Here is a 20,043-nt window from a genome sequence, read left to right on the forward strand (position 1 = left end):
ATTTGGTCTCTTATAAATACATAATATGGTATTTATTTCATTTAGATTTTACTAGTGTGCCAATGTTAAAGTGTTATATGGCTAATTTGAAATTGATGTAAATATAATACTAAAACATTAAATATGATAGGCTCTTCACCAACATTTGTTAAACGTATGCCAAGTTTTTAGGTTGATTGGGGTAGAGGCTGGGCGCTCCTTTTGATCAGCAATAGAGGAACGAAGGCTAAAAACATCACGTCCTGTGATAACGCCTTCGTGACCAACATCGTGTTGGCCCAAGCGGCTCATCTGTCACGCCTAGTTGGAACGGAAATCTACTCCAAGTTGTGGTGAGGAGTCTATTATTTTGTATTGAATATAAAGGAATGGCTATTAGGGGAGTGGTGCAATGCTTTTTAATTCCTTTGAATTTATTTTTCTATTTTTACCAATAACATTTATTATCTATTTTTCATTAAATCGTTTCAGCAACCAGCAATATGCAATTTATTGGTTGGTACTGAGCTCTTTATTTTTTTACGGCTATTTTAAGTTAACTTATTTAGCAATCATCACAATCTCAATAGTTGTGAACTTTGCTTTAAGTCGGGTGATTAGTAATACCAATAGTCGTTCGAGAAAAACTTATATGATTTTTGGCATAATCTTCAATATTTTAATTCTCTGTTACTATAAATATACTGATTTCTTTATTGATAATATAAATAGTCTATTTGGTACAAATCTTGCACTGTTGCACTTATTGCTACCATTAGGACTTAGTTTTATTACATTCCAACAGATTGCTTTTATTGTTGATAGTTATCGTGATGGGACAGCTCATTATAAATTTGGTCATTATGCGCTGTTCATTTTGTTTTTCCCGCAGTTAATTGCAGGACCAATTGTTCAGCATGATGAAATGCTTCCACAGTATGAAACTAAGGAAAATCGTAAAATTATTCATGAACATGTAGCACGAGGCTTATTTATTTTTGCAATTGGTTTAGTCAAGAAGATTGTTATTGCTGATACGGTTGGCATATGGGCAAATGAAGGATTTACTAATTATAGTAACTTAAGTTTTATAGAAGCTTGGATTACCTCATTATCATATACAGTGCAACTTTATTATGATTTTAGTGGATATTCTGATATGGCGATTGGTTTGGCATTATTATTTAATATTAAACTGCCTGTAAATTTCTACTCTCCTTATAAAGCACGTAATATTCAGGAGTTTTGGAAAAAATGGCATATGACGTTGAACAGATTTTTAACTACATATGTATATTTTCCGTTAGGTGGTAGTCGTAAAGGGGCTTTTAGAACCTATTTAAATATATTAATTATTTTCTTCATCAGTGGATTTTGGCATGGAGCTGGGTGGAATTTTATTTTGTGGGGACTTCTACATGGCTTTGCGTCTGTTGTTGTGAGACTTATTAGTAAAACAGGTATTAAGCTTCCGTATATACTTTCGTGGTTTATGACTTTCCAATTTGTTAATATCGCTTGGATATATTTCCGTGCAACAAGTCTTGAGCAAGCGAATACTATTATAGCCAAAATGTTTACGCCAAACATGGCATCTATAAATAGTTTCTTTACGGAGCCGCTTACTAATTTTGCGCAAGCGGAGGCATTTAATATTTGGGGACTAACATTAAGTGATCCAATAGTGATTGTTGTAGGACTCTTAATCACACTTGTTATTGCTTTTACGGCCTTAAATTCTATTCAATTAATGGATAAGATGAAATTTAATTGGGGAGCAATCATTTATACGCAATTTATGATAGCACTAGTGCTAGTATCGATTTACTATATGCAAAAAAATAGTATATTCTTATATTTTAATTTCTAAATAAAGGTGTGAATTAACTTGGATCCGAAAAAATGGTTAGTAAAATTGTTTGCCACATCTTTCATAGTAATAGGATTACCTGTTTTCGGAATTATGGGTTTCAATTATTATATTGACCCTCTTTGGAATTACACACATGCGAATGACTTTAACGACTATCAGCTTGGCTTTGATGAAAGACAATTAAAAACAAATTATATGAATAGCCATGATTTTAACTATGATAGTTTGTTAATAGGAACGAGCAGGATTACGTATCTTGATGAGAGGGCCTTTAAAAAAGAAAAGGTTTATAACTATTCATTGAGTGGGCTGCATATAAAAGAATATTTGCCTTACATGCAATATGCTGAGAAGAAAAATGGTAAGCCATTTAAGAGAATTTTTATTGAGTTATATTTTGATTCAGCGAATGCTGGCAAACCTAGTACATTGAATCCGCCGCAAACTTATATTGAGACGTCGGAGGCACCTTTTTATGCAATAAAGTCTTTATTTTCGGCAAGCACGATGCACTATGCACTTTTTAATTATGATATTTCAAAAGCAAATCATTACGACGGTGCGCGCAGTTACACGCGTAATAATATTGCACAAACTACGTATCCAAATGATGATATGGAGCAGGAATGGCAAGAATTTAAGAAAAGTTTTACAGCAGAGACAGCCAAACCTTTTATGTATGATACCGACTATCGAAAAAGGCTTCAAGCTATAAAAGATGCATTCCCCAATACAGAACTAGTGGTCTTTACAGAGTTAATGCCTGCCAAAAGGCTTCAAACAATTTTGCATAACGATAATCGTTACGAGGCTTATAGTAGATGGATGAACGATATGGTAAATGTGTTTGGTACAGTTTATAGCTTCCATAGTGTGAATGAAGTAACGACAAATGAGAACAACTTTTTCGATTGGTTGCATTACTATCCAAACGTTGGAGATTTAATCATTAAATCTTTAGAGAACAGGGAAGAACGATCAACTATTATGCAGGCTGTAGATAAAGGGAATCTTGATGAGTACCTTAAAAATGTTGTGGTAGATGTAAAGTGAAACTTTAATCAGTGGGGATTTTCTTTATCCCCACTGATTATTAGTCTTCACCAATCGGGCGTTTACGGGCAGTTAATCTCCCACCTAACTTGTTTACTAATGCTGAGTATTGAATTGGAAGCCTTGTACCTGTCGTTTTGCTTACTGCCCGTTAATGCGGGGTTAATATTGATTAAACGATGAAAAGATGACTCCGATATGTACTGTCGGAGTCATTCTTTTTTGTTCTATAAAAGGCTTTCAACTGGAATAGATGTTTGCCAAACAGTAGCAAGTATCGCGATGCCTTCATTGATTTGCTCAAGGGTTAGCCCACCGTAACCCATAAGGACCATAGCATGCTTGGAGCCTTGTTGATAGGAGATTGAACATGGATAAACTTCGATTCCTACCTCCTGGGCAAGCCTAATTGCATCCTGTTCAGCAAGCCTTTTTGGTAACTTCATAACAATATGTAGCCCAGATTTTTCACCAATTACTTCGAATTCCTTAGAAAAATGGGTGTTAATAGCTGCTAGTAATGTCTGTTGCTTTTTGCGATAAATAGTACGCATTTTAGCTAAATGCTTATCGAAAAAACCTTGAGCAATAAAATCGGCTAACACAAGCTGATCTATTTTTGAGACAACGGATTTTTGCTCCTTATTAAATAGCATAAATTCTTCGACTAACGATTTAGGCAAAATCATATAACTAATACGCAACGATGGGATAAGTGTTTTAGAAAAGGTTCCGAAATAAATAACCCGTTGCAGCTGATCCATTTTTGCTAAAGAGGGAATAGGGAGCCCTTTATAACGAAATTCTGAGTCATAGTCATCTTCAATAATATATGCCTTCTTAGAAGTAGCCCATTGCAGAAGTGCTGCACGGCGTTCAACCGGCATGACCATCCCAAGTGGAAACTGGTGTGCGGGTGTTGTGTATAACATGTGGATTGATTTTTCTGGCATTGTAACCCCGGAGTTATCAACAGGAATAGCATGAGTTGTTAATCCACATTGTTGCAATGTTGCATGTACTCTTTTAAAGCCAGGTTCTTCTAAGCCAACGTGTGTTTTTGGGCCAAAAAAGTGACATAGAGCTTGAAGTTGATTTTGTGTACCACTATAAACAAATACCTGTGATGCTTCACAAGTAACTCCTCTTGATCGTTCTACATAGCGAGCGATTTCCGTCCGTAATATAGCTTCTCCTTGCCAAGGACTTGTCGTTAAATTATCCACATTGAAGTGTTTTTTCAACAACTTCTGCCAGGTCGAGAATGGAAAAGCTTCTTTATCCACATGTCCGTTATTAAAATCAAAATTTATATTGTATGTAGGTGATGTTATAGCTGTGGATATGTGATGTTTTTGCTGCTGTCCCCATTCAAATTCAAAGGGTGCTATAAAATAGCCAGAGCGTTCCTTACTATAGATATAGCCTTCAGCTTGTAATTGCTCGTAAGCTTCCTTAATCGTATGGACACTTACATCAAGCGTTTTAGCAAGTGTTCGTTTAGAAGGTAATTGCTCATGGGCCAATAGTTTCTTGCTTAAAATTGCTTGTTTTAATTCCTCGTAGATTTGCACGTATTTCGATGTATCTTCAGTAAATGAGATCGATAACTCCAAAACATTGCACCTCCTGGTACGGTGTATTTTTTGAAAATTGGTTCTATCTATCATATCAAAAATACCGTTAAATATTAAAAAAGGAGTGAAGCAAAATGGATTTTTTAGCGTTAGAAAATGAGGTCGTATTACTGAAGCCATTACAACAAGAGGACACGCAAGGATTATTGGAGGCTGGTAGTTATCCAGAGATTTGGCCACATATGTCCACAACAGTGGAGAAAATGGTCGATGTGAATAACTTTGTGGACAAGGCATTAGAGAAAAAACATGAGAAATCGGAGTTCCCATTTGTAATTGTGGATAAAAAATCCGGACAAATCATTGGTTCAACTCGGTTTATGGATGTTGATGAAACACATAAACGGCTTGAAATAGGTACTACATGGATTACACCTGCTTTTTGGCGTACAGCCATTAATACGAATTGCAAATATTTATTATTACAATACTGTTTTGAGGTATTAAATATACAGCGTGTACAAATTAAAACAGATCATGAAAATGTGCGTTCTCAAAAGGCAATCGAACGTCTAGGTGCAAAAAAGGAGGGGGTCTTACGTAATCATATGGTGCGTAAGGATGGCACAACCCGTAATACTGTGATGTACAGTATTACTTTGCAAGAATGGCCACAAGTGAAAAACCATTTACAACAGTTGCTAATTGATGTTACAGAGAAATTGGGGTAAAGAAACAAGGACGAGTTTTGGAACAAATAATAACTACAAATAAATTAGAGTCTTATTTTGCCCTTCACACAGGAATTTCTAACTGCAGGTAACCTTGACTCTTTCCTCAATAAAAGGGCGCTATTCCGAAGTAATGATAAAAGTCCAATTTCTTAGTTTTAATGTTGAGAAATTGGACTCTTTATATTTATTTATAGTGCAAAATAGCGCTTAAAATAGATGCGAAATAACTCTCAAAGGGACACGTTCCGGAATAATCAATCTTTAATATAAAGGCTGTTTTCGAAAAGATTGTTGTTATTCACAAACGGGGCAGTTTAGTTCAATAAGCATCACTATTGTATTTAGTTATTCTTCCATATACTGTATAATTTTAGGTAGTAATATTTAACTTTGTACATTTCTAATGAATTATTTCGGGAGGGAAAACATGTTATATTTAGCTTTATTAATTGGCATCATTTCAATTGTAATTACGGATAAGCTTACGCAAAGCTTTTAAATTATCAAGCATTTGGGGGCTGATTGGTCAAATTTGTGCATCACTTGTAATAATAATGGTCGGCAAACTTGAGGTTAGTCATATTAATCTAGGTAATTACATTGAATTAGGATATTTGACGATTCCGTTTACTTTATTATTTCTTGTAGGTTTTACAAATGTAATGAATATAGAAAAAGCGCAAAATCCTTCAATATTACTGTTGCCATTCGTTTCTTTAGTTTGTTTCTCAATGTCTGCTTTCATCATAGGCAATTCATTTGTTTTAATAACGGGGATTTGTGCCAGTTTAACGATTATGTTTATTCGGCTATACGGCTATTTTTCAGGTAAAGCATTTGTAGGAAGAACTCTTACTACTTCAATATGCTTCGTAATAGCAGTACTTTCAATATCCCTTATTAAAATGTCTATTATAACAATTTATATTCCGATATTTACTTTAGCACTACCATTCACTTTATATTTTTTTATAAAAGATAAATTTACGAGTATACAATCAATTGCAGTTAGCACTTTAACAGCTATTTTATTTGGTGTATTAATGTTCATGGTTCCTTCTCATATAATGTGGTATCTCGTTGTAGGATTATCGATTATTTTGGTTATCACGCAATTTTCACGTAAATATAGCTTTATTTAGAAACTAAAGTTCTTTTTCAACTCCCATGAAAGAACTTAATCATCTTTCATTTTCTGTGGTGAAGTGCAGAATTTTGCGCTTCATGGATGGCTAACGGGGTGCTTTACTTAAAGATGGAATTCTATAAAAATCCCATCTTTTTCTAATTTAACTAACGGCGCAGTTTACTTAAAGAATTTAATAAGTTTAATAGGGGGAGATTTGTTATTATAAAAAATAATTTGCTATTACTATCCCTGTTGGTTTTATTCTTGGGAGGATGTTCAAACAGTATTTTTGAAGATGTTACTACAATTACAAGTATTGAGATTTTGAAATTCTCAAGTGCTTCACCAAGTCCTGAAGAATATAGAGAGCAAGAAGGTGAAGTTATTTCAGTCATTAAATCGAAAGAAGAAATAAAGCGACTTATTAATTCAATTGAAAGAGCAGAACAAGAAAGTACCGAAAGCACGAATATTGCATTGCCTAATCATTTAATTATATTTAAAGAAAATGAAAAAGTAATCTTAACACTTGGCTATTATCCCAATATTAGTAATGCGAAGGATGAATTCCTTGATTTAGACAATGATAAAATTTATATAACCAACATACTGAATTTAATTCAAAAATGATAAGTATTAATACCATCTTGTTCAACTCCCATGAAAGAACTTAATCATCTTTCATTTTCTGTGGTGAAGAGCTGATTTTTGCGCTTCATGGATGGCTAACGGAGTGCTTTAGTTGAATAAGATAGATAAATCAGAAGCAACAATCTTTGAGAAAACAGCCAATATAAAAATGAATAGCGATAAACAGATAAAACCTCGTATTTTGATCAAACTTTGTTCAAAATACGAGGTTTAATTTAATCAGGAAACTGAGGTTTTGACTTTTAATTAGTCGACCATTCTTTTTTTATAAATAAATCCTACTACAATCCAAGTAACTAGTGACCAAACGATAATTGTAGCCATTGGAATAATGACGTCCATTGTTGTGTATGTGCCTTCTAGAGCCTCTGCTAATAGCACCAATTGAGAACTTGGTAACCACTCAGCGATTTTTAAAATAGGGAAGGCAGACGATAATGCTAGGGCAAAAGAACCAAACCCGAAAATAAGGATAACAGGTAAAATGATAAGAGATCCTTCCATAACTGTTTTGGCGAATAATCCACATAATGTTCCTATTGCAATATAGAACACAGTTGAAAGTATTAAAGCAATAGCTAAGATGAAAAGATTAGCTGGGCTATAGCCAACAATGAAAATAGTCAATGCTACAATTACCATTGTAAGGATAAAGACGAACAAGCTTTTACCAATTAATATATCACCAAGTGAAGCAGGGGAAAGCATTAGACTACGAAGCGTGTTTTTTTCTTTCTCCTCTGCAATTAGACAGCATTGTACATAGGCAGTCACCATAGAAAATGCCATATTTATTGTAAGGAAATAGGTGTTGATATTATTTCCACCTGTTTTATTAAATAAAAATGCCATAATAAGTGGCATAAGTACCATAACGGATACCGCATAGTTACGTGAAAATTCCTTATAATCCTTCATTAAAATAGCCTGAATACGTGTCATTGATATGTTCATACTAAATCACTCCCTGTTATTTGCATAAAAATATTCCCTAGTGTTGGCTCGTTCGTATAAATGCGAGAAACTTCGTTAGATTGCATCCAATGAAACAGTTTTTCTGCATCTTGTTCTCCAGTTTGAATGACTTCACTGGCACCATTTTTAAGTTCAACTGTAATAGACTCATCCCCAAACTCTTTTTTCAAATCCTTTGGGGAACCAATTGCTCGAATCTTCCCTTTATGTAAGAAGGCTACACGATCACAAAGTATTTCGGCTTCACTCATATCATGTGTTGTTAAAAATATTGTCGTACCCATCTCATTTAATTTACGTAATCCATTATAAATGTGCTGTGTATTAACAGGATCGAGAGCAGAAGTTGGTTCATCTAAAAATAATAGCTCTGGTTTATGCATGATGGCGCGTGCTAGCGTAACACGTTGCATCATTCCTTTAGAAAGCTGACTAATTTTCTTTTTACGATCAGCGTATAAGTTAACAAAATTCAACGCCTCTTTTACGGCTGATTTAGGTAATTGATATAAGTTACTAAAGAGTAATAAATTCTCCTCGATTGATAGTCGTGTATATAGTCCGCTATTATCTGTTAAAATACCGAAGCGTTTACGATTGTTGCTTTGTTTCATCTCATTTGCTGGGCGGCCAAACAATAAAACATCGCCAGCAGTTTCTTCAGTTTGTGCCGTTAATATTTTAATAGTAGTCGTTTTTCCGGAGCCGCTTGGTCCAAGGAAGCCGAATATTTCTCCTTTTTGAATGGTAAATGAAACATCCTGTAATGCTGCTTCCTTATTAAATGTTTTTTTCAAATGCTGAACATCGATCACTGCGTTCATTTGAAAACCTCCCTGTGTTGTTGTTGATATCTACACTATAAGGGACAATAAGGGTCGCAACATTAAATTACAGGTGAAAGGCAGTAAAATGACCTTTAGTGGAGAAATATTTCAGCTGACAGGAGTCGTTTATTTCCTGGGAAATCTACTAAATTCCGAGTATTTCTTTTAAATCTGCGAGCTTATTTTTCGACAAAGGTACTATGGTCTTTTCATTGCTATTTAAGGCCAGGCTGTAGCTATTACGAGTCCACGTAATGATTTCCCGTACCTTTTGTAAGTTAACGATATATGAGCGATGGCTTCTAAAAAAGCCAAATGGTGTCAATTTTTGCTCAAGCTCATTTAGTGATAATGTACATGGATAGGATTCACCCGCAACATATAGTGAAACAACACCCTCAATACTTTCGATATAATCGATTTCAGGGGGATTAAATAAAATGATCTTATCATTTTTCTTTGTAGGGATTTTATCAAGTCGAATCGGTACGTTTTCTTGAGAGGGGGAAACCGGTTCTGTTTCATCCTCTTTAACATCTAATGTGTGTAAGCCCATTGTATCCAGTCTATGTATTTCTGTACTTGAAATAATTAAATCCTCAAAATTGTTGGATAGTAAAACGACCGTTTTATTCTGTTTTTGAAGGGTATCCAGTAACTGAATGACTTTTTGCTTGGAAAACTCATCTAGGTTTTGGAATGGTTCTTCTAAAACATGTATCTGTGCCTGATTGAGATATGTATGAATCAGTTTTAAACGTTGCCTTTCGCCATTTGAAAGCTTGCTGATTTTATTGTTCTTTTGCTCCGTTAAAGCGAATAATTTTAATAAATCCTCCATCTTTTCGGAAGAAGCATGGAAAAGCTTTAAGCAAAATTTGATGTATTCTCGAACCGTCAGTCGCTCATACAAGGCACTTTCACGAATATGTGTATACGTATTGCTTTGCTTCGTAAACCACTGTATTAATGTATGTATTTTTGACACATCTGTATAGATGCCAATAATAATGCCAGGCTGCATAGATAGGTGGAAGTTTGGATAAATTACATTGCCTCCTTCTATATAGGGGTCAATAATTATGCTTTCATTTTGGTCCATTGTGTAGTCCTCCGTGACTTTGTTTAATTTCGAAAAATTGCGAGATTTCAGCCTGTGCTTGTAAATCACTTTCATAACAATAGTTTGAATTATTGCAGTCCATAAAACCATGCTGACCTAGATATTGTCTCGTGTGAACAGCTGGTAATGTATCGAGTGTTTCCTTTAATTCATGGACATCAAAGCTTTTCTCATGACTTGGTAAAATAATGAGTGCCGGACAAGAGGGGATTACATCTAAGTATTGGCGAATGCGTGAACCATAAACGCAAACGATTCCTTGTAATGGCAGTGTTGATAGTCTCCAAGCTAATGTTGCACCTACACTAAATCCGATTAACAGCACTTCATTATAATGTGACCTAGCTCCCAATATTTTTTCAGTTAGTCTTTCGAGGGGAGCATCAAAGCCAACTTCATTTATGAAATACTCATAGGCTTCCTGCTCTTGTTCATATGGAAATATTCTATTGTCTGAGTATAATGAAATGCACTCAACGGTAGTGTTGGCGTTGCTGTATGCTTCAGCTTGCTTTTTTATAAAATCATTGACACCATAAATCTCATGTAAAATAAATATCTTTCTTGTCATGTTGACCTCATTTTTGCTTTTTTCAATAGTGTACCAAAAAGTGACCATATCGTATATTTTGTAAATTTTTAGGGTGAATTCCGTTGTTTCAGTAATTAAAAAAGTGCCTAAAAGTAAAAAATCCGCGCAGACTTATGTGGTTCTTGATTTGACCACAAAAAGCGGGGCGAATTTTTCCATTGATATAAGCCTTTATTTTAACTTCTTTCAGACATTCGCTGAAAGAAGTTAAAGCCTCCGGCGGATGTCACGGAATAGGAAATGAGTTCAATATAGGATGTTAGCCTAAAATCATCGCATCCATGCGATAACGGCTAACTGACCTGCATCGGTAAAAACGCCACGTCCTGTGGCATTACCGAAATGACCGACATCGTGTCGGCCCTCGTGCAGGCCTAAGCACAAAGCCGATTCCGGACGCAATTATGCCGAGGCATAAGTGATTACGTTAGACATAAAACCCTTCATATCCATACTAAGCGTATTAAGCTCATCGATAATTTCACTAAAGTCCTGAACAAGTTGTGCCTGTTCGTTTGTGGCACCATTTATTTGAGTCATGTTTTGCTTTAAATTTTCAAGATTATGATTGATGCTTCGAAGCGAAGATTCAATGTTATCAGTAGCAGTAGCTGTTTCAGTAGAAAGCTTGCGAACTTCTTGTGCGACTATATTAAATCCGGCACCATGCTGGCCTGCTCGTGCTGCCTCAATCGATGCATTTAATCCGAGTAGATTTGTTTGACGAGAAATACTTTTTATTAAATCGGTAATACCATTTGTTTTTTCAGCATCCTCTAAAGCGAACTGGGTCTGTTTATTAATTTCCTCACTAGTTGCAGCTAGCTCCTCCGAATGAGAGGCAATTGTATGTACTTTATCCTGTAGGTTTTGAATAATATCATTCATAGTAAAAATATATTTCTCCATTTGGAGAGCATGATCAATAGGTAATCCAAAGGCTAGCGCGCCTACGATATGCCCATTTTCACGAACAGGAAAAGAAAATGCGTTAAAATCTACACCATAAACCTCTTTTGGTACAGGTTCATCAGTACTTTTGCCTTTAAGTGGGAGATGTAAAATAGCATCATCTGGGTGGATTTTTTGTCCATTTTTATAACCAGCATCTAACCGTTTCCCAGGTAAATAAGTAATAATGCTCTCACTCTCTTTTTCTACTACTGCCATCATGGCCTCGCCCTTCATAGCTAAATGAATGTAAGGCATTGACATTGATAATGCTTCAATAATATTCATAGCAACCTCCTCGGTGTATGTAAGCTCTGTTAAATTGGGGCATAATCTAGTTCTTCTAAAAACGTAATTTTTTGGAAAGTAATACTTCTTTAATTGTATGAAAAAAGAAAGAGAATAAAAAGACTATCTTAATACCATTATCCTTTTAAATTGTACGAAATTAAGGTTCTATATGTTTAATTCGTTTGAAAAGTTAGATTTGCATAGCAATGAATATTGCAGACAAGGTAATCATGGCGTATATGCAATAGAACTTTGCAGAAAATAGTACGGTATTAGATAGTGTTAAGGTATATGGATTTTTTTCTTTGGCCGTATTTAAAGAAGAGACAGGATTTATCAACGAAAGGTTAAAGTGTCATTTTGAAAAGCTATGTAATGTGAATAAGTTGATTGGAGTGGAGGCTGGGTGACTCCTCGGGGATCAGCGCAGGAAAGCGCCCAGCTGGAACATAGTTTGCTTTTTAGTTATTCTTTCGCAAAACCCTAACATAGCTTTCTCTTTTTTGGACAACCTAAACATTAGAAATAATGGCATGAGGTGATGATCATGAAAATAGAAAGGTCGTCCGAATGGGAAGAAGGCTTTATCAATAAACTAAATCCACTTGAAAAATGGGATAGTTGGACATTGTACAAGATGAATTATGACATTGTGAAAATGAAGTTAATTCCCGATTTCACAGGTTTACAGGCGACAAAGTATTTACCAAATTTAAAACCGCTTAAGCACCAGTTGGAAGCAGCAGAAACAGTGATTCAACGTATGAATGGTAAAGCGATTTTAGCTGATGAGGTAGGTCTTGGTAAAACAATTGAAGCAGGTTTAATTTTAAAGGAATACCTGATCCGAGGACTCGTAAAAAGAGCGTTAATATTAGCTCCAGCATCTCTTATTAATCAGTGGGTTGAAGAATTAAATATAAAGTTTCACATTCCGGCAATTGCTTATAAGAAAAATGTTCCGATAGAGCGCTACGATGTCCTTATTATGAGTCTGGATACGGCAAAGAAGAGTCCTCATAAAGAGCGCATTTATGAGCAGGATTACGACATGATTATTATCGATGAGGCTCATAAATTAAAAAATCATAAAACTCAAATTTATGAATTCGTACAAGGTTTAAAGAAAAAGTTTTGTTTATTACTAACGGCAACGCCGATTCAAAACGATGTCTTTGAATTATTTTATCTTATTTCTTTACTTAAGCCTGGTCATCTTGGTAATTATGATACATTTCAATCTGCATTCTCGGCAAGTAAGCATGATTTAGAGCATGATGATTATTTAAAGGAATTAGTGAACCAGGTGATGGTGAGGAATAGGAGAGAGGACACGGGTATTGAATGGACAAATCGCCGTGTTCAAATTGTTCCTATCCAATTTACGAAGGAAGAAGAGGAAGTTTATAATCTGCTCGGAACGCTGCAAAATACAGGCTCTTTTTCAATGATTACATTGCAGAAGGAAATGTGTAGTAGCAAAGAAGCAACAGCTTTAACATTATCTAAAATGATTGAAGACAATGCACAATCACAAGAGATTGAAGAAATACTAGCAAAATTAATGGCCTTAGAAGTGAATTCAAAGGCGAAAAAGACACTTGAAATAATCGAACTGGCCAAGGATAAAGTGATTATTTTTACAGAGTATAGAGCTACTCAAATTTATTTGCAATGGTATTTACATGCTAACGGTATAACGAGTGTCCTGTTCAACGGTAAATTCAATAAAAGCAAACGTGATTATATGAAGCATCTTTTTAAGGAAAGGGCACAGGTTCTAATCGCAACAGAGGCAGGTGGGGAGGGGATTAACCTTCAATTTTGTCATCATGTCATTAACTATGATTTGCCCTGGAATCCTATGAAGCTAGAGCAACGGATTGGTCGTGTACATCGATTAGGGCAAGAGCATGATGTTCATATTTATAATCTGGCTATTGCCAATACGATTGAAGAGAACATATTAGCATTACTTCATACGAAAATTGATGTTTTCGAAAAGGTAGTAGGCGACTTAGATGCGATTCTATCTAACTTTAAAGAATCTGTATAGTGTAAGGGAGAAGGACCATGTATCCACAGCAAGTTCATAGTTATTTACGGCAATTTTTTATTGAAAATGATTGCGGTATTTTAGGAGAAGACCATCATTATCTTACAGTACAATTAACCGTTGATATCGATAAAAGAATAATGAATCGACCTTTTTATTGGCAATACGTAGAAGCTACAAATAGTGAGGCAAATCCAGCCCAAGTAACTTTCATTACAAATCAAACAGTATCATCTGGGAGCCTTTATGGCGAAGTTATTCATTTCGGTTCGCCGAGAATGAATCAGCTTTTTCAAGCAACAAGGGAGCTAGGAGCTTATGTTCAGCTTTTTGAAAAGGTGGATAACGAAATAGGGCAAGTTATCCTTACTCCTTGGCTTGGTGTTAATTTTAAAGTGTCGTATTGCTGCGACCGAACGAAAGAAATGCTTTATTCATTTGGCATAAACTTGCTAACTGGGATAATAAAAGAGGATTTTCACGAGACGATATGTACATCTGAATTTGACCCTGTTCTAGCAGACAATGCTTTTCATGTACAATATATCATTAAGCCTCTTAGAGCACTTGAAAGATTAAATGCTACTGTTGAAAAGATCATTGAACGAGATGACCATTCATGGGCTACTGAAGCAAAAAAACGATGGCAACGTGATCAGCGAGTACTCGATTATTTTTATGAAGAGGAAGAAGACAAGCTAGAATGCTATGACATCGAAAAGAAGGCATTAGAGGAACAATACGATACGAAAATTAAAATAGAAATTATTAATGGTGGATTATTTTATCTTTATTAAACGAGGAGCTGTCCTAATAGTAGGGACAGCTCCTTGCCATTTTTACTTCTTTCAGCGGGTGTCAAAACACCCGCTGAAAGAAGTAAAGCCTCCGGCGGATGTCACAGAATCGGCTTTGTGCAAGCACAAAGCCGATTCGGGACGCAATAATGCCGGGGCATTATTGATTATTCTTCAAAAATACTTTGAAGTTGTGCCAATTTATTATCCCAAAATAAATCAAAGTACTGTAACCAGTCTTCAATTTCTTTTAGTTTGTCAGCATGTAATGTGTATATTTTTTCTCTTCCTTTTTTCTGAGCAGAAACTAGCTCAGCCTGTTCTAAAATTTTCAAATGCTTCACGACAGCAGTTCGACTTATAGAAAAATTTTCAGAAATAAGTGAGATAGGTTTATCACTTGAGGCAAGTAGCTGTAGGACATGACGTCTGGTCGGATCAGCGATTGCTTGAAAAACATCATACTTTACAGCAAGCTGTGTCATTGTGATTCCACAACTTCTTTCAATTTTTTGCCAACAAGCATTGTCCAGCCGCCATCCATTGTTGTACGAATAGCTTCAGCAGGCATGTTAGCTTTAGGAATGATATGCGAAGCTTCTTTCCAGCCACCATGAGTTAACGTAAATTCTGTTTGCTCACCAATTTCTTTCAGTTCAAAAGTGACAAACCATCCATCTGTATCCCATGCAAAACGAACGAAATGTGGAGCATCTACTTGTTCTACTCGACATGGTGAAGGGCCAAACGGTGATTGTATTGTAAATTCATGCCCTTCAACTGGCTTAAAATTATTTGGCATAAGCCAAGAAGCAATCTTTTCAGCGTCTGTTACTGTTTCCCATACTTTTTCAATTGGTGCATTGAGTGTAACGATTTTAACAATATTCTCTAGTTTTTTAGTCATTTAAAATGAACTCCTTTGCAAAAATATAACCTTAAGGTGTTATGAATATATAACACCTTAAGGTTATATGTCAATTATAAATACCTTGGATACATTTTTATATCACATCTTTTTGTGTAGCTTTACATATGTTAAAATTATTTTTATAATTTTCTGACTAAAAAAAGGGGGCATTAAAATGGTGAATGTATCTGTCTTTTTATTAATGTGCATGTTATTAATTATTTTGCCTGGCCCGGATACGGCGATCGCAACAAAAAATACACTTACCGTAAGCAGAAAGGGAGGCTTACAGACTTTACTAGGCTCGTGCTGTGGATTATTGATCCATACTTTTGCAGCAGTTGTTGGACTTTCTGCGATTATTGTAAAGTCAGCATATGTATTTGCCATTTTAAAATACGTCGGAGCGGTCTATTTATGCTATTTAGGTGTTAAAACTTTATGGACTTTACGAGCAATACGTTCGCAGTCTCCTGTTGTGCAAGATGAAACCCAAATTGATCACAAATATTCGAACCAATCTTGCTTTAAGCAAGGCTTCTTAACGAACGTTACCAATCCGAAGGTGGCTGTATTTTTCCTCACATTTTTACCTCAGTTTGTAGATGGCAAGAGCGGCACATTTATGCCGTTTCTAATAATGGGGCTTATTTATACTGCGTTAACAGGACTTTGGTTTGTATTCTATGTTTACTTGTTGGATAAAATCAGCACATTTATGAAAAAGCCAACGACGAAGGCTGTCATCGAAGGATTGACAGGTACAGTGTTAATTGGCTTTGGGATTAAGCTAGCATTAGAGAAAGCCCACTAAGGTTTAATTAAAAGTAAAAAAGATGTAATAAAGTTTGATGTAAATCACCTCTTTAGTTATTCCTTGAGGTGATTTTTTAATGGATACTTATGTTAAAATTGACGTTTATCTTGTGAAAAATTTTACTTAAACTGACGGAGCGGGTTAGTTCTATATAGAATTTTAAGAGTGAAAATGATCTGATTTTGATATGTACGGACATATTGAAAGAGGGGAATATGCAAAAATTATCCTATCAATAATTACATTGGGTTTATCTCTTACAGTTGCTTGAATAAAAGGCTGCAATAAGGCTTTCGAGAAAAGTGAAATAATCTTCTGTACTACTAGGGATATTGCCTATCAAATAAATTTTTATATTTTATTATTGGGAGGATGAAATAATGGATCTGGTAAACAAATTTTTAAACGGCTTGAGAGCAGCATTATCAACAGATGAGCTCGAGGAACTAAATACAGCTTGTGGTGCTACAAAAGAGGATATTGATACACTAAGGTCAGAATATCCAAATTGTCCAGAATCACTAATCTGTCTACTTGAAAATATTGATGGTACATATTGGCGGAAATATGGAGAAAACAAAATTGCGGTTTGTATTTTAGGATCAGATGTTGAAGAAGGTAAATATCCATATTATTTACTGTCTACACAGCAGATGCTCGAAAGTTCAAAAGAAGAAGAAGACATCTCCTATCTTTTAGAATACCAAGATGACGAGGAGGCTGTTGACCCTAAGATAAATTCGGAGGGATTTCTTCTAGGTACGTATATTCGTTTTTCAGACTGTATGAACAATGGTGGGTCATCGAGACTCTATATTGATTTTAACCCTTCTGATGAAGGTGAATACGGTCAAATAATTCGCTTTTTGCACGACCTTGATCAATATGAAGTGATTGCAAACAGCTTTGATGAGTATTTACAGGATCTTATTGACGGTGGTTACATTTTTCTGGAAAACGAAGAAGAGTAACCTCTTGCACTCGAGAAAATGCAAATACTAACCACATGAATATACTAGAAGTCTCCTACCTCTATAGGTGGTGAGATGAATGTAATTTTTGGTGATGAACCAAGATTTGTCTTAAGGATCTCTTAGTTTTTAAAAGGTACAAAAAAACTTCACGAAAATGTATGGTCATATACATCTGCGTGAAGTTTAAATACTTTATATTCGGCTAGAAGAAAAGGAAGCCAATGCTAATAATAATGCCTGTGAAGATTAAAATGAATAAACAAAAGCCCATTATATCCCTAGCCTTTAAGCCAGCGATTGCAAGGGCTGGAAGTGCCCAGAACGGTTGAATCATATTCGTCCAAGCGTCACCCCACGCAATAGCCATAGCGGTTTTTGCATAGTCGGCACCTAAAGTGGTTGCAGCATCTAGCATAATAGGAGCTTGCACCGCCCATTGTCCACCGCCTGATGGAACAAAGAAGTTAACAAGTCCTGCTGAGAAAAATGTGAACAAATAGAAGGTATGTTCATTAGAAATATTAACGAACCATTCTGAGAATACAGCAGCTAAACCAGAAGCGGTCATCATGCCCATAATTCCTGCATAAAACGGAAATTGAAAAATTATTCCTGTTGTTGTTTTAATAGCATCCTGTGCAGCAGCAAGGAAACGCTGTGGTGTCCCATGGAAAATGATACCCAACACAATAAAAATCGTATTAACCACATTTAAATCAAGAGCAAAGCCTTTCGTAATAAAATGATGTACTAAATATATAAGTCCAATAATACCAATTAAAATCGTTAAAATATAACTACGTTCAGAGCGGCTGGCAAAGTTGTTTTCGGGTTTAGGCAGCTCTGTTTTTTCTTCTATTAATAAAGCAGGGTCAACCTCAACCGTATCTTCTTTCTTTGGCATCATCCAACGATTAAACAACGGTAAGGTGAAGACGATAACAATGACTATAAATAAGTTATAAGTTGAAAAGAGTGTAACATTTGTTGGGATGATACCCATAATGTCAGCAAACTTATGACCTTCAGTCGCAATGGATAACGGAATAGAACCAGCTAGTCCGCCATGCCAAATAACAAAGCCTGAATAGGCACTAGCAATTAATAAACGATAATCTACTTTTTTAACATGACGGGCAATTTCCTTTGCAAAGAGGGCACCAATGACAAGTCCGAATCCCCAGTTAATCCAGCAAGCTATTAATGATACGAAAGTAACAATGATAATGGCCATACCTGGTGTTTTTATTTTACTTGCAATGGCTGATAATCCTTTTTTAAAGACCGGACTATTCGCTAAAATGTGACCTGCAGCTAAGACAATCACCATTTGCATTGTAAATGCTAATAGTTCCCAAAAACCATCTCCCCAATAGATCACCATATCGAGCGGAGAAGAATCTGTTAATGCAACCCCTAAAAGTAATACTAATACTGTGAGTATAGTGACAAATATGTATGGGTCAGGTAAATACTTTTCCATGATAGCATTCGAAACTCTTGTTAACGTTTTCATGTTAGAAATCCCCTTTCCTTTTCTGCCATCCCTTATTGCTAATTGTACATAGAAAAATGAATAAAGGAAGATAGAATGGGTATTAAGCACAATAAATCTAACTTGATGTAGAAATAAATTGATGGTTGTTATCTTGGGTATGGCGAGTAATTAAATATTATGAAAATTATAACAAATGCTTATTGCTATTGTATTTGTCTACATATTTATTAAGAAGAAGGATTAGTATAAAACGAGGAGAATTTATTACTGAATAGGGGGTTTGGGAATAATTTTTATAACAAATTAGAATAAATAGGAGGTATCAATATGGAGTTGCGAGATTTAAAAGCCTTTATGAATGTTGTTGAACATGGAAGCTTTACTAAGGCTGCTAGTGAATCCTTTGTGTCACAGCCTTCATTAAGCAAAAGCATTAAAAAGTTGGAGAATGCTCTGCGTGTAGAGTTATTAAACCGCTCTACACGCAATATAGAATTAACAGACGCAGGTAGTATTGTTTATAAACAAGGACAAAAAATAATACGTTCTGTACATGATTTACATATATTATTGGATGATTTATCGAACATCGAAACAGGTACGATTAAATTAGGGATTCCGCCGCTAATTGGTACACTATTTTTTCCTGAAATTGCTCGAAAGTTTCATAAGCGGTATCCAAAGGTGCATTTAGAGCTTGTGGAACGTGGAGCTAAAATGATCGGAACATTAGTAGAAAATGGCGATGTTGATATGGGGATTGTTGTCATACCTACAGATGGAAGGAAATTTTCTGTCCAATCATTTGTGGAAGACCAGTTTTTTGTCTTTATCAATGAGTCCCATCCATTGGCTCAGCAAGAACATATTCTATTACAAGATTTAAAAAATGAAACATTTATTATCTTTACAGAGGAATTCACACTGCATGATTATGTTATTAAATCATGTAAAAGCGTAGGATTTACACCAATAATAGGCTATAAAAGCTCGCAATGGGATTTAATAGTCGAGCTAGTATCCTCGAATTTAGGGGTGACGCTTTTACCATATTCCATTGCCGCAAAGCAGACGAATAAAAATGTGAAAATTATTCCATTACTTAATTTTGACATGCCATGGCGTTTAGGTGTTATTACGAAGAAAAATACATATCAATCTTTTGCATTAAAGCAGTTACTCAATACAATACGTTCTGAAAAATGATTTATGCACTTTTAGAATAAATAGTATTCT

Annotated in this window: 19 protein-coding genes; 10 read left to right on the forward strand and 9 right to left on the reverse strand. The window is 35.3% G+C overall.

Annotation, left to right across the window (positions count from 1 at the left end; all coding sequences use genetic code 11):
- Positions 1-391 precede the first annotated feature (391 nt).
- Entirely contained in the window at positions 392-1,849 is a 1,458-nt protein-coding gene (locus ACIQLB_RS17450) for an MBOAT family O-acyltransferase (protein WP_400728422.1), read from the forward strand.
- 18 nt (positions 1,850-1,867) lie between these two features.
- Positions 1,868-2,905 carry a hypothetical protein gene (locus ACIQLB_RS17455; RefSeq protein WP_400728425.1) on the forward strand — a complete coding sequence of 346 codons (1,038 nt, stop codon included), beginning with the start codon at positions 1,868-1,870 and terminating at the stop codon, positions 2,903-2,905.
- Positions 2,906-3,132: 227 nt separating this feature from the next.
- On the opposite strand, the gene pdxR is transcribed toward ACIQLB_RS17455, so the two are convergent.
- Entirely contained in the window at positions 3,133-4,521 is a 1,389-nt protein-coding gene (pdxR, locus tag ACIQLB_RS17460) for a MocR-like pyridoxine biosynthesis transcription factor PdxR (protein WP_400728428.1), read from the reverse strand.
- Between the two features lie 95 nt (positions 4,522-4,616).
- Between pdxR and ACIQLB_RS17465 the strand changes: the two genes are divergently transcribed.
- The 3 genes from ACIQLB_RS17465 (at position 4,617) to ACIQLB_RS17475 (ending at position 6,975) form a co-directional block, all read left to right on the forward strand.
- Positions 4,617-5,213, forward strand: a complete 597-nt coding sequence (locus tag ACIQLB_RS17465; protein WP_400728431.1) for a GNAT family N-acetyltransferase — start codon at positions 4,617-4,619, stop codon at positions 5,211-5,213.
- 557 nt (positions 5,214-5,770) lie between these two features.
- Positions 5,771-6,358, forward strand: coding sequence for a UDP-N-acetylmuramyl pentapeptide phosphotransferase (locus ACIQLB_RS17470; protein ID WP_400728434.1), 588 nt, complete (start codon positions 5,771-5,773; stop codon positions 6,356-6,358).
- A 251-nt stretch (positions 6,359-6,609) separates the two neighbouring features.
- Positions 6,610-6,975 carry a hypothetical protein gene (locus ACIQLB_RS17475; RefSeq protein WP_400728436.1) on the forward strand — a complete coding sequence of 122 codons (366 nt, stop codon included), beginning with the start codon at positions 6,610-6,612 and terminating at the stop codon, positions 6,973-6,975.
- Positions 6,976-7,242: 267 nt separating this feature from the next.
- On the opposite strand, the gene ACIQLB_RS17480 is transcribed toward ACIQLB_RS17475, so the two are convergent.
- The 5 genes from ACIQLB_RS17480 to ACIQLB_RS17500 form a co-directional block, all read right to left on the reverse strand.
- On the reverse strand, positions 7,243-7,950 hold the full coding sequence (locus ACIQLB_RS17480) for an ABC transporter permease (protein WP_400728438.1): 708 nt from the start codon (positions 7,948-7,950) through the stop codon (positions 7,243-7,245).
- Entirely contained in the window at positions 7,947-8,795 is an 849-nt protein-coding gene (locus tag ACIQLB_RS17485; RefSeq protein WP_400728440.1) for an ABC transporter ATP-binding protein, read from the reverse strand. Before ACIQLB_RS17485 ends, ACIQLB_RS17480 begins: the two co-directional genes overlap by 4 nt.
- A gap of 148 nt (positions 8,796-8,943) precedes the next feature.
- On the reverse strand, positions 8,944-9,900 hold the full coding sequence (locus tag ACIQLB_RS17490) for a LytTR family transcriptional regulator DNA-binding domain-containing protein (RefSeq protein WP_400728443.1): 957 nt from the start codon (positions 9,898-9,900) through the stop codon (positions 8,944-8,946).
- The gene (locus ACIQLB_RS17495; RefSeq protein WP_400728446.1) at positions 9,887-10,492 is read right to left on the reverse strand and encodes a dienelactone hydrolase family protein; all 606 of its coding nucleotides are present in this window, start codon (positions 10,490-10,492) and stop codon (positions 9,887-9,889) included. The genes ACIQLB_RS17490 and ACIQLB_RS17495 overlap by 14 nt, the downstream gene beginning before the upstream one ends.
- Positions 10,493-10,915: 423 nt before the next feature.
- The gene (locus tag ACIQLB_RS17500) at positions 10,916-11,752 is read right to left on the reverse strand and encodes a methyl-accepting chemotaxis protein (RefSeq protein ID WP_400728449.1); all 837 of its coding nucleotides are present in this window, start codon (positions 11,750-11,752) and stop codon (positions 10,916-10,918) included.
- A gap of 544 nt (positions 11,753-12,296) precedes the next feature.
- Between ACIQLB_RS17500 and ACIQLB_RS17505 the strand changes: the two genes are divergently transcribed.
- A complete protein-coding gene (locus tag ACIQLB_RS17505) occupies positions 12,297-13,811 on the forward strand; it encodes a DEAD/DEAH box helicase (protein WP_400728451.1) in 1,515 nt (504 codons plus the stop codon).
- Positions 13,812-13,828: 17 nt separating this feature from the next.
- The gene (locus tag ACIQLB_RS17510; protein ID WP_400728453.1) at positions 13,829-14,608 is read left to right on the forward strand and encodes a YqhG family protein; all 780 of its coding nucleotides are present in this window, start codon (positions 13,829-13,831) and stop codon (positions 14,606-14,608) included.
- Positions 14,609-14,775: 167 nt separating this feature from the next.
- Here the strand turns inward: ACIQLB_RS17510 and ACIQLB_RS17515 are convergent, their stop codons facing one another.
- Both ACIQLB_RS17515 and ACIQLB_RS17520 read right to left on the reverse strand, forming a co-directional pair.
- Entirely contained in the window at positions 14,776-15,093 is a 318-nt protein-coding gene (locus tag ACIQLB_RS17515) for an ArsR/SmtB family transcription factor (protein WP_370048989.1), read from the reverse strand.
- Positions 15,090-15,515 (reverse strand): SRPBCC family protein, encoded by a 426-nt coding sequence (locus tag ACIQLB_RS17520; RefSeq protein ID WP_400728457.1) that lies wholly within the window; start codon positions 15,513-15,515, stop codon positions 15,090-15,092. The genes ACIQLB_RS17515 and ACIQLB_RS17520 overlap by 4 nt, the downstream gene beginning before the upstream one ends.
- Before the next feature lie 178 nt (positions 15,516-15,693).
- Between ACIQLB_RS17520 and ACIQLB_RS17525 the strand changes: the two genes are divergently transcribed.
- Both ACIQLB_RS17525 and ACIQLB_RS17530 read left to right on the forward strand, forming a co-directional pair.
- A complete protein-coding gene (locus tag ACIQLB_RS17525; RefSeq protein ID WP_400728460.1) occupies positions 15,694-16,332 on the forward strand; it encodes a LysE family translocator in 639 nt (212 codons plus the stop codon).
- Positions 16,333-16,715: 383 nt separating this feature from the next.
- Entirely contained in the window at positions 16,716-17,306 is a 591-nt protein-coding gene (locus ACIQLB_RS17530; RefSeq protein ID WP_400728463.1) for an SMI1/KNR4 family protein, read from the forward strand.
- Between the two features lie 205 nt (positions 17,307-17,511).
- Here the strand turns inward: ACIQLB_RS17530 and ACIQLB_RS17535 are convergent, their stop codons facing one another.
- Positions 17,512-18,825: a short-chain fatty acid transporter gene (locus ACIQLB_RS17535; RefSeq protein WP_400728466.1), complete on the reverse strand. Its 1,314-nt coding sequence runs from the start codon at positions 18,823-18,825 to the stop codon at positions 17,512-17,514.
- A gap of 309 nt (positions 18,826-19,134) precedes the next feature.
- Here ACIQLB_RS17535 and ACIQLB_RS17540 point away from each other — a divergent pair, with 309 nt between their 5' ends.
- The gene (locus ACIQLB_RS17540) at positions 19,135-20,013 is read left to right on the forward strand and encodes a LysR family transcriptional regulator (RefSeq protein WP_400728469.1); all 879 of its coding nucleotides are present in this window, start codon (positions 19,135-19,137) and stop codon (positions 20,011-20,013) included.
- Positions 20,014-20,043: the final 30 nt, after the last annotated feature.

The sequence above is a fragment of the Lysinibacillus sp. NPDC092081 genome (assembly GCF_044755845.1).
Taxonomy (GTDB): domain Bacteria; phylum Bacillota; class Bacilli; order Bacillales_A; family Planococcaceae; genus Lysinibacillus.